The sequence below is a fragment of the Amphritea atlantica genome, from assembly GCF_900111095.1.
In the GTDB taxonomy this organism is placed as follows: Bacteria; Pseudomonadota; Gammaproteobacteria; order Pseudomonadales; family Balneatricaceae; genus Amphritea; species Amphritea atlantica.
In genome coordinates this window covers 1-12,278 of sequence record NZ_FOGB01000021.1, presented here as the reverse complement: position 1 = coordinate 12,278, position 12,278 = coordinate 1, and the positions used below count along the sequence as shown (strand labels likewise).

Sequence of the window (12,278 nt, the reverse complement as noted above, 5' to 3'; positions counted from 1 at the left end):
GAGAGTTGTCGTGGACAATCATTCATCATATGAAAAACATGCAAAGCTCACCGATAAGTCCTGAGCTTTTATTAAAGATTGTAGAGTTCGCCGATAAGCCGGGTTTTGTCGTGGACAATCATTCATCTAGGACCTGCGTCGCCACAGGTCTCAAGCGACCTACCCGAATCCAGCATGGGCCATGCCTTAAGGATTCCTATTTGGTCTTGCTCCAGGTGGGGTTTACCTTGCCGTAACGTGTTACCACGTACGCGGTGCGCTCTTACCGCACCCTTTCACCCTTACCGGCTTCCTGTAAACAGGAAACGTAGGCGGTCTTCTCTCTGCTGCACTAGCCGTAGGCTTACGCCCCCCAGGCATTACCTGGCACCCTGCCCTATGGAGCCCGGACTTTCCTCCCCTCCCATACGGGAGCAGCGATTGTCTGGCGAACTCTACGGCGCACAGGATACCAGCAAGGCCGCCATAAGCAAGCAGAACCATAACCCCGGAGAGTATTATTTTCGATCCAGCGCAGCCTGGTAGATCACTTTCTTTTTAATCCCCGTGATTCTGGCCGCCAGCGCACTGGCCTGCTTAACAGAAAGCTCTTCCAACAGGATATCAAGCACCTCACTACTACGGGGATCAAGCAGACCCGCATCCTGTTGCGGTGCCCCCTCCACCATGACCACAAACTCTCCTTTTCGCTGATTCGGATCGGCCTCTACCTGCGCCAGAACCTCAGCCGCAGAGCCGTTGATAAAGGTTTCAAACGTCTTCGTCAGCTCCCTGGCGATCACCACAGGACGACCGGCCCCAAAAGCTGCCACGATATCCGCCAGGCTATCCACAATCCGATGGGGCGACTCGTAAAACACCAGGGTCCGGTTCTCGCCCGCCAGTGCAGTAAAAAAATTCAGCCGCTGCTGAGACTTAGCTGGCGGAAAGCCCTCAAAAATAAAACGGTCAGACGGCACACCTGAGGCACACAACGCCGCAATCAGGGCACAACACCCCGGCAGCGGCACAACACTGAATCCAGCAGCCCGGACCTCACGTACCAGAATAAAGCCGGGATCTGATATCAGCGGCGTCCCCGCATCAGAAATCAGCGCGATATCACTCCCCTGCTGCAACTTTTCAATAATTTTTTGCTGCTGCTGGCGTTCATTATGGTCATGAACTGCTATCATCGGCGTTTTGATATTAAAATGTGACAGCAAACGACCACTATGGCGGGTATCTTCAGCCGCAATTAATGCAACCGACTCCAGTATACGGAGCGCGCGCGGCGTCATATCTTCTAAATTGCCAATCGGCGTTGCGACTACATACAAAACTGCTTCGGACATCGGTATTCGAGCCATTTATTAATTCAGGATGTGAAAGTATATGACGTTTCCAAGCCGCCTGTCTCTGGTACTGACCGCCAGCATGGTACTTTTTCTGCACGGCTGCGGTTCCCAACAGGGCAATATTACAACACAGATATCGGGCGACCCGATGCAGCAGGTTGCAGAACTGATCCAGCAAGCGGAAACAGCCGCTCCGGTAAAAAGTGCCCAGCTCAAGGCGGAGGCCGCCCGTATTCTTATCATGCAGGAGCGGCAGGAGGAGGCTTCTCGTCTGCTGGATGAGATCGACATGTCGATCCTGACACCCGCCCTGCAGTTCGAGATATCTGAACTGAAAGCCCGCACAGCACTGGCGCAGCAGGATGGCCAGAGCGCGCTGCGTTATTTGCAACAACTACCTCCCGAAACCACCAGAAACCTGCCTCCTGAACAGCAATATCAGATAGGCGAGATGCAGGCTGACGCTTACCATTATCAGCAAAACACCCTCAGCGAACTTCAGCAACTGATACAGCTGAGCAGCTACAGTCCCGCAGATAAAGCCCAGGCCCTGCATAACCGGATCTGGACCCTGCTTACCCAGATACCAACAGAGCAACTCAAACAACTGAGCCAGCGTCCAGACAACAGCTATTATCAACAGGGTTGGTATGAACTTGCCCTGAGCGCCATGAACGCGCAGGATCTGAGCCAGCAGAACAAACAGATGCAGCAATGGGAGATTCTGTGGCAATCACATCCGGCCCAGCAGACACCACCAGAAGCGCTTCAGGCGGTCACCGCGGCTGACACCCTCAGCGCCGAGCATATTGCCCTCTATCTGCCCATGAGTGGTAGCCTGGAAAAGCCGGCTGAAGCGATCTCCACAGGGTTTATGACCGCCTACTACAATGCGGTAAAAGCTGGCAGAACCCACGCCAGAATCACCCTGCTCGATTCCACCAGAATCACCTCCCCTGAACAACTTTACCTGGTAGCAGCAGAGAAAGGAGTCGACCTGATTATCGGCCCACTGGAAAAAGAGATGGTTGAAAGCCTGCTCAATTACGGCCCAGCCCCCATCCCGACACTGACACTGAACACCGTGCCAGGCAGCCAGCAAGCCAATGTATATCAGTTCGGCCTTGCCATTGAAGATGAAGCCATTCAGGCTGCCAACCAGGCCTGGCAGGACCAGAAAAAACAGGTACTGATCTACACCCCCGATACCGACTGGGGCGAACGCTCCGCCATCGCTTTCAAACAGCAGTTTATGGCTCTGGGCGGCACCATCCTTGATAGCTACACCTACGGCAACAATGCCAACTATTCAGAGCAGATTGCAACACTGCTGGGTACGGAAAAAAGCATCGAACGGGATAACCAGCTAACCCGAATCATCGGAGAACGCCCTGAGTTTGAGAGTCGCAGACGTCAGGATGTCGATGCCATATTCCTGTCAGCACTGCCGCAATCCGCGCGACAGATCAAACCCACCCTGGCATTTCATTACGCTGGCAACATACCCGTTTATGCCACCTCTCAGATCTACTCAGGAGCAGAGTCCCCCATTGAAGATCAGGATCTGAACGGCATCCGTTTTGTCGCAACCCCCTGGCTAAGCGCGCCTCCTTCCTCAGCCCACCTACAGCTGGCACAGCTGCGAGACAACACCAACAGCCGCTTTGGTCGCCTCTACGCCCTGGGCATTGACGCGTTTAACCTGTTCCCCTACCTGGCTCAACTGTCGGCATCACCATCCGCCATCATTGAGGGCGAAACCGGAACACTTTCCATAGGCGCAAACAATCAGATTGTACGCACCCTGAACTGGGTCACCTTTCAGCAGGGCATCGCGCAGCCGATAAACGAAAGCAACTAAACAGAGTTAGCAATGGACAGACAACAGATCGGCAGGGACGCCGAACAAAGAGCACTCGACTTTCTCAGGAAAAACGGCCTGAAGCTGATCAACAGAAACTACCAATGCCGCTTCGGCGAGATCGATCTCATTATGCGAGACCGTAAACAACTGGTATTTGTTGAGGTTCGCAGCCGGCGTCACAGCAACTGGGGCGGCGCCGGTCTCTCTGTTGATTATCACAAACAGAAGAAATTAATAAAAACAGCCAGTTACTATCTCAGCCAGCAGAAAAGCGGTAACCTGCCTGTATGCCGCTTTGATGTGATAGCATTTGAAGCGAATCGGGATAACGGGAGTGGAGATTCCTGCCCCATATGGTATAAAGACGCCTTCAGACCTGAAGCCACTTTCTGACAGGAGCACCGATGGTACTTCAAGACCGAGTTATTAGCCTGTTCCATCACAGCATGGAGGTTAATGCCCAAACCATCGAAGAATACACACCACTGATCTCTCATGCCGGAGAGCTGTTGCTCAGCTGTCTGATGTCTGAAAATAAGATCCTCTGCTGCGGCAATGGCGGCAGCGCTGCACTATCGCAACACTTCAGCAGCCTGCTGATGAACCAGTTTCGTCACGAGCGCCCGGGATTGCCAGCCATCTCCCTCAGTGCCGACGGTTCAGCGCTGACCGGCATCGCACACGATGGCCAGTTTAATGAGATCTTCTCAAAGCAGATCCGCGCGCTCGGCCAGCCTGGCGATCTGCTATTGATCCTGTCAAACGACGGTCGGGCAGCCAATCTGGTACAGGCCATTCAGGCGGCCCATGATCGTGATATGCTGGTCATTGCTCTGACCGGGGGAACTAATAACAGCATTCACTCTCTATTACTCCCGGACGAGGTCGAATTTTGCGTCCCTGCAGATGACCCGGCGCTTATATTCGGCGCCCAGACACTCATCCTGCATGCCCTGTGCGACCTGATAGATTATCAACTTTTTGGCGGAGAATAATTGATGAAACGGATAGCGATACTGATCCTGGCAGGCCTTCTAAGCAGCGGCTGCTCTACGGTTGTCAGCAGCTTAAAAGAGGAACCCATAAAAGAGGATCCCACCGACCGTACCACCGGCAGTTTTGTCGATGATGAACTGATTGAGATTAAATCCAACGTCAATATCAGCAAAGGCTCAGTAGAGCTCAGCAGCAGTCATGTCAACGTTACCAGTTTTAACGGCATCGTTCTGCTTACCGGACAGGTTGCTACCGAAGAAAGCCGTATGGAAGCCGAGCAGATAGTCAGCCAGGTGCGCAAAATCCGCCGCATCCACAATGAACTGACCGTCACCAGCCCCACTTCAACCCTGACCCGCGCCAGCGATGTCTGGATTACCGCCAAGATCAAAGCCAATATGATCGGCGACAAACAGGTTGATGCCACCCAGATCAAGGTTGTCACCGAAAACGGCGTCGTCTATCTGATGGGCCTGGTAACCCGCGCCCAGGCAGATAATGCAATCAGGATCGTGCGCGGCGTCAATGGCATTCAAAAGATCGTTAAGATCTTTGAGTATATCGATTAAGGGCTGATGCCCTCTTGTAAGAGCCCCGCTAGCATGCCCTCTGGGTACCCGGGGCGATGAAACTATCAGATGACACCAGTTTCAATAATCGCCGCGAGGGCGCGCCTCCCACAATAGCAATATGCAACAGCAACACACGTGGGAGCGACGCTAGCATGCCCTCTGGGTATCCGGGGCGATAAAATCTATCGCGGCTGGAAGCCACTCCTACAATACATTCCACCTCGTAGGAGCCCCATCCTGGGGCGATAAAAACATTGCTGCTGGTACCCGGCTGCTAAGAGCACAGGGTAAATTTATTTAAAAAGCTTCTCTGTGGATCTCTGTGTCCTCTGTGGTAAAAGCTCTTCTTTAAAATCTTATCGCCCCGGGACGGGGCTCCTACAACACATCACACTCCGCAGGAGCCCCGTTAGCATACCCTCTGGGTACCCGGGGCGATAAACAAGCGCAGCGTTCGGACATCAAACCTCGACTCTTACTTAACCACCTTCAACGAAGGCCGCTTATTCGGCGTAGGTGATTCCGGCGGTGTAGGATCATTATCAGGCTCATTGTTGTGCAGGGCCTCTACGCCTGGCTCGGCACCAAACCCCATCCCCTGTCCGTTTTCACGGGCATAGATCGCCATAACCGCGGCCATCGGGGCAAACACATTCATGGGTACTCCGCCAAAACGGGCATTGAAACTGACGGCATCGTTCTCAATCAACAACCCTTGCACAGCGCTGGGAGCGATATTGAGAACGATCTGACCATCACTGATAAACTGCTGAGGAACCATCACCCCCTGAATCTCAGCATCAACCACCAGATGCGGCGTCCAGCCACTATCCAGAATCCACTCATTCAACGCACGAAGAAGATATCCACGACTTGATTGCATTTCACACTCCCAAAAAAAAGGATGAGTAACAACTCATCCTTTAGTCATTATTTGCGACCGAAAATCAGTCGCGCATTTCGCGCTCTTCTTCGGACAGACTGATCTGGAATGCCTCGCGCTCGAACAGGCGATTCATATACTTAATCAGATCTTTACACTGCGCTTCCGGCAACTCAACACCGAGAACTTCCAGACGCCACAGCAATGGAGCGATACAGCAGTCTACCAGAGTAAACTCTTCGCTCATGAAGTAGTCTTTTTCACCAAAGATAGGCGACACAGCAACCAGGCTATCACGCAGCGCTTTACGGGCTTCATCCGCTTCATCTGCATCATCAGCGGTCAGAATGACATCCGCCAGCGAGCACCAGTCGCGCTGAATACGGTACATATACAGACGACTTTCAGCACGTGCAACAGGATAAACAGGCAGCAGCGGTGGATGAGGAAAACGCTCATCCAGATATTCCATCATCACATTTGGCTCATACAATACCAGCTCACGATCCAGAAGGGTCGGCAGGTTATTGTACGGATTCAGTGACGCCAGATCCTCAGGCAAATTGTTAGGATCACAATCATTTATCTCAACTGCAACACCTTTTTCTGCCAGAACGATACGTACCCGATGGCTGTAATGATCATTACCATCGGAGTAAAAAGTCATAGAAGAACGCTTGGCCACTACACCCATTAAATCACCCCGTTTCACATGTTGCATAAAAAAAATATACGCGGACCAACTTTATTGGACCGCGTATCGGTATTACTGACCAGCAGACGTTTAGTGCACGTCTTTCCAGTATTCTTTCTTCAGCGCGTAAGCAAAGAAGAAGAAGATAAACAGGAAGATCAGTACTTTATAACCAATTGCCTGTGACTCCAGCTTAACAGGGTTACCCATATAAGACATGAAGTTCACCAGATCATAGATCGTTTTGTCGAACTCTTCTTCAGAAAGGGAGCCCTTCTCAGCTACGCTCAGACAACCACCCATCTCCAGTCCGGTCAGAGGATCGATAGTCTTCTCGTGATGAGCCATCTCCTCTTTAGTGCAGTGATTTACCTGCAGCCCCTGAAGGCCCTCAAGAATGTTCGGCATACCTACATCCGGGAAGACAACGTTGTTGACACCCCAGGGACGCGCAGGATCCTTGTAGAAGCTACGCAGATAGGTATAAACCCAATCCTCACCACGCAGACGCGTTTCCAGCGTCAGATCTGGTGGCGGGTTACCAAACCAGGCAGCTGCATCAGCCTTTGGCATAGCGATAGTCATCTGCTCACCGACCTTAGAGTCACCAAAGATCAGGTTCTGCTGAACCAGCTCATTTGGAATACCCAGATCGGTTGCTGCACGCTCATAACGCTGATAGTTAGCAGAGTGACAACCCATGCAGTAGTTGACAAAGGTCTTCATACCACGCTGCAGTGACTCTTTATTGGTTGGGTCTGGAGACATCTTGTCCAGGTGAACCCCACCGGTATTCGCACTGGCAACTACAGGCACCAGTACCAACATGATTGCGATAAAAAACTTTTTCATTAGCCTGTCACCCTTTCCGGTACCGGTTTAGTGCTTTCCATTCTGGTGTAGAACGGCATCAGGAAGAAGTATGCGAAATACAGTGCAGTACAGATCTGCGCGACCAGAGTACGGCCCGGAGAAGAAGGAACAACCCCCAGATAACCCAGAATCACGAAGCTGATCGCAAAGATAACCAGCATCACCTTGCTAATCCAGCCTTTGTAACGCATGGATTTAACCGGACTACGATCCAGCCATGGCAGAACAAACAGGATAGCAATCGCACCACCCATCACCACAACGCCCGGGAACTGAGATGCCGCAATTGGCGGAATCGCACGCAACATGGCGTAAAACGGCGTGAAGTACCATACCGGCGCAATGTGCGGCGGAGTCTTCAGCGGGTTAGCAGGCTCAAAGTTAGGCTGTTCGATAAAGTAGCCGCCCATCTCCGGGAAGAAGAAGATGATCAGGCAGAATACGAACAGGAAGACCACAACACCGACAATATCTTTAACGGTGTAGTAAGGGTGGAATGGGATACCGTCCAGCGGCACGCCGTTCTCATCTTTCTTCTCTTTAATTTCGATACCATCCGGGTTATTAGAACCCACTTCGTGCAGCGCAATAATGTGCATGACAACCAGCCCCAACAGGACGATTGGCAGTGCCACAACGTGCAGCGAGAAGAAACGGTTCAGGGTAATACCAGAAATCAGGTAGTCACCACGAATCCACTCAGCCAGATCAGGGCCAATAACAGGTACTGCAGAGAACAGAGATACGATTACCTGAGCCCCCCAGTAAGACATCTGTCCCCATGGCAGCAGGTAGCCCATGAAGGCTTCAGCCATCAGCGCCAGATAGATCGTCATACCGAAGATCCATACCAGCTCGCGTGGCTTACGGTAAGAACCGTACAGCAGACCACGGAACATATGCAGGTAAACAACCGCAAAGAATGCAGATGCACCGGTAGAGTGCATATAGCGCAGCAACCAGCCGTAATCCACATCCCGCATAATATATTCAACAGAAGCAAAAGCGCCCTCTGCGGTTGGGTTATAGCTCATTGTCAGCCAGATACCGGTCAGCAGTTGGTTAACCAGAACCAACAGTGCCAGTGAACCGAAGAAATACCAGAAGTTAAAGTTCTTCGGAGCATAGTATTTTGCTAAGTGATCATCCCACATCGCCGTCAGCGGGAAACGATCATCGATCCAGCCCATGAAGCCTGGATTTCCTTTATTACGTGCGCCAGCCATTATGCAGTCTCCTGATCCACACCAACGATGATCACATTGTCGCTCTCATAATAATGAGGCGGAATCACCAGGTTCTTAGGTGCCGGAACACCCTTCATTACACGACCAGACAGGTCAAAACGGGAACCGTGACATGGGCAGTAGAAACCACCAACCCAGTCTTCACCCAGATCTTCCGGCGCAATTTCAGGACGGTAAGTCGGAGAACACCCCAGATGGGTACAGATACCAACCATGACAGCGATATCATCGCGCAAAGCACGAGCATCGGTGTGTGGTATATAGTCAGGCTGCTGTGGCACTTCTGACTTAGGATCAGCCAGTTTGTCATCCAGCTTAGCCAGGTTAGCCAGGGCTTCCGGACCACGACGGACAATCCATACTGGCTTGCCGCGCCACTTGACGATCATCTGCTGACCATCTTCCAGCTTGCTGATATCAGCTTTAACCGGAGCGCCAGCGGTTTTCGCCTTTGCACTCGGATTCCATGAAGCCACGAACGGAACTGCAGCTCCTACGGCACCCACTGCCCCAACAGCAGAGGTGGCACCGATCAGGAGACGTCGCCGCCCCTTATTCACGCCGTCATTACTCATTAAGATTATCTCCCCTCACTCAACCTTTGACCCCTGCGCTATTGCAGCGCAACAATTTTCCGGTTGCTCAGTAATGAATACCGAATTAACGGATTTTTAAAATGGCACAAATAGTAATGAAATTCACCCCTTCTTACAAGGCTAATTCCAGCCAAAACCGCCTTTTTACGCCTATAGTCGACTGACTCTTGACCTCATCCCGCAGCAGCACAAAGGAAAGCAAAAAAAACGCCCGGACCATTTCTGGCACGGGCGTTTCTCTGGGCGATACAGATATTGTATCGCAGCGAATTAACGCTTGGAGAACTGTGGCTTCTTACGTGCTTTACGCAGACCCACTTTCTTACGTTCAACTTCACGTGCATCGCGGGTAACAAAACCAGCGGCACGCAGTTCTGAACGCAGAGTTTCATCATATTCCATCAGCGCACGGGTAATACCGTGACGGATCGCACCAGCCTGACCGAAGCCACCACCGCCTTTAACGGTAATGTAAACATCAAACTTTTCAGTGTTACCTGTCAGCTCCAGAGGCTGACGAACGATCATGCGAGCAGTTTCGCGACCGAAGTAAACATCAAGTTCACGCTGGTTAACGGTAATTTTACCTGTACCTGGACGCAGGAATACGCGTGCAGTTGAGGACTTACGACGGCCTGTGCCGTAATACTGAGTTGAAGACATATTGACCTGCCCCTTAGACGTTCAGTTCTTGTGGCTGTTGAGCCGCATGCGGATGTTCTGCACCAGCGTACACTTTCATCTTAGTGTACATAGCACGACCCAGGGGACCTTTAGGTAGCATACCTTTAACGGCCAGTTCGATGGTGCGTGTTGGATGAGTTTCAACCATCTTCTCGAAAGAAGTTTCACGCAGACCACCTGGGTAACCAGTGTGGCGATAGTACATTTTGTCCTTACGCTTATTACCGGTTACGTTAACTTTTTCAGCATTGATAACGATGATGTAATCACCAGTATCAACGTGAGGAGTGTATTCTGCTTTATGCTTGCCACGCAGGCGACGAGCGATTTCAGTAGCCATACGACCCAGAGTTTTACCCTCAGCGTCGATAACATACCAGTCGCGTTTAACCTCTGCAGGCTTGGCGCTAAATGTAGTCATGATAAATTTACCTATACATCAGTCTGATCCCGCTATAACAATACGTTAACGATGATCGACGACCTTATAATTATTGGTTGCAAACCGCAGTTCACAACGTCAAAAATCCCCGGACCTATCCGAAGGAGCGCGGATTATACTGCAAGTTAAAAAAGATGCCAATAAAAAAACAGTTGTTAGTTGTTAGAACGCGACTACGTCGCTTGCTAGACGCAAAGCTCCGCTTTGCTTGCTAGATGTAGAAAAAGAAAAAACAAAACCTGAAATTTCACTTGGGAGCAACATCAGCACACTACAGGCCTTCCCGTCGCACTTAACTGAAAAGCCCAAACACAACTGCGGCCTTCAATGACACACAAAACAAGCCTTTACAGGTAATGTTCTTTTCTAGCAAGTCGCGCAGCAACGTCTAACCCCCAGCAAGCGGCGAAGCCGCGTCTGACAACTGCTCTTAAGCCCGATGCTCTTTCGCCAGATATTCGTGAGATTGCATCTCTAGCAGTCGACTCTGAGTACGCTGTATTTCAAACTCCAGCCGGCCTTCGCTGTAGATTTCATGGATCGATTTTTCCGCCGAGAGAATCAGCTTGACCCCACTGTCATAAAACTCATCCACCAGATTGACGAAACGGCGGGCGGCATCATCGTTTGTACGCCCCAGTTGAGGCACATTACTGATCAGCACCGCATGGAAGATCTTACCCAGCTCGATATAGTCATTCTGACTGCGCGGCCCTTCACACAACTCCTTAAAATCAAACCAGACCACATCCTCACAACAGCGACGCGCTTTGATACCGCGACCATTGATCTCCAGAGTGCAACCTTCCACTACCTCCTGAAGGTCCGGTGCCAGACTCTCAAAGCTTGAGTTCAGACTCAGATCGGCAGCCGCATCAAGCGGATAGTGGTAGAGTTCAGCCTGTTCCAGAGTACGCAGACGGTAATCAACACCACTATCAACATTCACCACCTCGGTATACTTATTCAGCATATCGATTGCTGGCAGAAAACGCGCTCGTTGCAGGCCGTTCTCGTACAGCCCGTCAGGCACGATATTCGAAGTGGCCACCAGCGACACTCCGTTTTTAAACAACTCTTCCAGCAGACCACCGAGAATCATTGCATCGGTAATATCAGTAACAAAGAACTCATCGAAACAGATAATCTGAAACTCACTGGCATACTTCTTACCGATGGCCACCAGCGGGTTGGATGTGCCATCCAGCAGCTTCAGCTCTTTATGCACCCGCTGCATAAAACGGTGAAAATGGGTCCGCTCTTTATTTTCAAACGGCAGACTGTCATAAAAGGTATCCATCAGATAGGTTTTACCCCGCCCGACGCCGCCCCAGAAATATAATCCCTTTACCGGCTCAACCTGCGTTTTTTTCAGCTTAGTGGATAGCCGCCCCATCAACCCCTTAGGTTTTGGCTGAACCTGCTTAGCCACCAGATCATCATAAAGACGCTGCAGATGCTTTACCGCCAGCTCCTGAGCCGCATCATAGGAGAAATCTTCACGTTCAAGATCTTTTTTATAACGATCAATAGGGGTCATACCGAAACCGTACCATTCAAACTAGTTCTGATTTAAAGAGGTAAAAGAAGGTTGGGCACTTTACTCCCAGCCCACGGGTTTTGCAACGCAACAAAGGGATAAGAGCCGGGGTCCGCGGTCCGAACGCTACGTTTCTCCGAGGTCAGGAAGAGCATAAAGCACTTTTCACCGCCGAGAACACTAAGGGAAGATATTTAATTTGTTATTGCTCACTGGTGCTCTCTGAATCACGGACAAGCAATCGAAGGCTGCGTTCAGACAAATGAAAAGATCGGACTAGCTGTGAAATTCAGAGAGGTTGTTCACAACTCGGTTGTATAGGAAGCTGTTGGTTGCGAAATCAATAGCCCTTTAAACAGAGGAGTGAACAACCATGCACAAGAATGCAAAATCTAGCCTCCATAGTCGAGTTTTAATTGTCAAAAAACATCTTGAAGAAGATGTGCCCGTCTCCGACCTGGCTGACTTTTTCGAGGTATCTAAAAGCCTGATCTATCGCTGGATCAGGCGCTATCATCAAGAAGGCCTCAATGGACTTCGAGATCGTAAA

General features: G+C 50.9%; 14 protein-coding genes and 1 other RNA gene. 5 read left to right on the top strand and 10 right to left on the bottom strand.

Annotated features, from left to right (window positions below; genetic code table 11):
- Positions 1 to 78 precede the first annotated feature (78 nt).
- Together rnpB and rsmI are read right to left on the bottom strand one after the other, a co-directional pair.
- An RNA gene (gene rnpB / locus BMY09_RS20865) (RNase P RNA component class A) lies at positions 79 to 436 on the bottom strand.
- Positions 437 to 497: 61 nt separating this feature from the next.
- Complete coding sequence (gene rsmI / locus BMY09_RS20860) at positions 498 to 1,334, bottom strand: 16S rRNA (cytidine(1402)-2'-O)-methyltransferase (RefSeq protein WP_091362080.1); 837 nt, start codon at positions 1,332 to 1,334, stop codon at positions 498 to 500.
- Between the two features lie 40 nt (positions 1,335 to 1,374).
- On the opposite strand from rsmI, the gene BMY09_RS20855 reads away from it, so the two are divergent.
- Genes BMY09_RS20855 through BMY09_RS20840 form a run of 4 tightly spaced genes read left to right on the top strand, consistent with a single transcriptional unit; the run spans position 1,375 to position 4,766 of the window.
- A complete protein-coding gene (locus BMY09_RS20855) occupies positions 1,375 to 3,198 on the top strand; it encodes a penicillin-binding protein activator (protein ID WP_091362079.1) in 1,824 nt (607 codons plus the stop codon).
- Positions 3,199 to 3,210: 12 nt separating this feature from the next.
- Entirely contained in the window at positions 3,211 to 3,594 is a 384-nt protein-coding gene (locus BMY09_RS20850) for a YraN family protein (protein ID WP_091362078.1), read from the top strand.
- Positions 3,595 to 3,605: 11 nt separating this feature from the next.
- Complete coding sequence (locus BMY09_RS20845; protein WP_091362077.1) at positions 3,606 to 4,196, top strand: SIS domain-containing protein; 591 nt, start codon at positions 3,606 to 3,608, stop codon at positions 4,194 to 4,196.
- A 3-nt stretch (positions 4,197 to 4,199) separates the two neighbouring features.
- The gene (locus tag BMY09_RS20840) at positions 4,200 to 4,766 is read left to right on the top strand and encodes a BON domain-containing protein (RefSeq protein ID WP_091362076.1); all 567 of its coding nucleotides are present in this window, start codon (positions 4,200 to 4,202) and stop codon (positions 4,764 to 4,766) included.
- A gap of 478 nt (positions 4,767 to 5,244) precedes the next feature.
- Here the strand turns inward: BMY09_RS20840 and BMY09_RS20835 are convergent, their stop codons facing one another.
- The 8 genes from BMY09_RS20835 to zapE form a co-directional block, all read right to left on the bottom strand.
- A complete protein-coding gene (locus tag BMY09_RS20835; protein ID WP_091362074.1) occupies positions 5,245 to 5,652 on the bottom strand; it encodes a ClpXP protease specificity-enhancing factor in 408 nt (135 codons plus the stop codon).
- 64 nt (positions 5,653 to 5,716) lie between these two features.
- A complete protein-coding gene (gene sspA, locus BMY09_RS20830; protein ID WP_091362072.1) occupies positions 5,717 to 6,346 on the bottom strand; it encodes a stringent starvation protein SspA in 630 nt (209 codons plus the stop codon).
- 90 nt (positions 6,347 to 6,436) lie between these two features.
- On the bottom strand, positions 6,437 to 7,198 hold the full coding sequence (locus tag BMY09_RS20825) for a cytochrome c1 (protein WP_091362071.1): 762 nt from the start codon (positions 7,196 to 7,198) through the stop codon (positions 6,437 to 6,439).
- The gene (locus BMY09_RS20820; protein WP_091362069.1) at positions 7,198 to 8,445 is read right to left on the bottom strand and encodes a cytochrome b; all 1,248 of its coding nucleotides are present in this window, start codon (positions 8,443 to 8,445) and stop codon (positions 7,198 to 7,200) included. Before BMY09_RS20820 ends, BMY09_RS20825 begins: the two co-directional genes overlap by 1 nt.
- A complete protein-coding gene (gene petA, locus BMY09_RS20815; protein WP_091362068.1) occupies positions 8,445 to 9,041 on the bottom strand; it encodes a ubiquinol-cytochrome c reductase iron-sulfur subunit in 597 nt (198 codons plus the stop codon). Before petA ends, BMY09_RS20820 begins: the two co-directional genes overlap by 1 nt.
- A gap of 291 nt (positions 9,042 to 9,332) precedes the next feature.
- On the bottom strand, positions 9,333 to 9,725 hold the full coding sequence (gene rpsI / locus BMY09_RS20810; RefSeq protein WP_091362066.1) for a 30S ribosomal protein S9: 393 nt from the start codon (positions 9,723 to 9,725) through the stop codon (positions 9,333 to 9,335).
- A gap of 13 nt (positions 9,726 to 9,738) precedes the next feature.
- The gene (gene rplM / locus BMY09_RS20805) at positions 9,739 to 10,167 is read right to left on the bottom strand and encodes a 50S ribosomal protein L13 (protein ID WP_091362065.1); all 429 of its coding nucleotides are present in this window, start codon (positions 10,165 to 10,167) and stop codon (positions 9,739 to 9,741) included.
- Between the two features lie 451 nt (positions 10,168 to 10,618).
- Complete coding sequence (zapE, locus tag BMY09_RS20800) at positions 10,619 to 11,728, bottom strand: cell division protein ZapE (RefSeq protein ID WP_091362062.1); 1,110 nt, start codon at positions 11,726 to 11,728, stop codon at positions 10,619 to 10,621.
- A gap of 373 nt (positions 11,729 to 12,101) precedes the next feature.
- Between zapE and BMY09_RS22560 the strand changes: the two genes are divergently transcribed.
- Positions 12,102 to 12,278 (top strand): helix-turn-helix domain-containing protein (locus tag BMY09_RS22560; protein ID WP_139203232.1); only part of this gene is annotated, 177 nt, incomplete at its 3' end.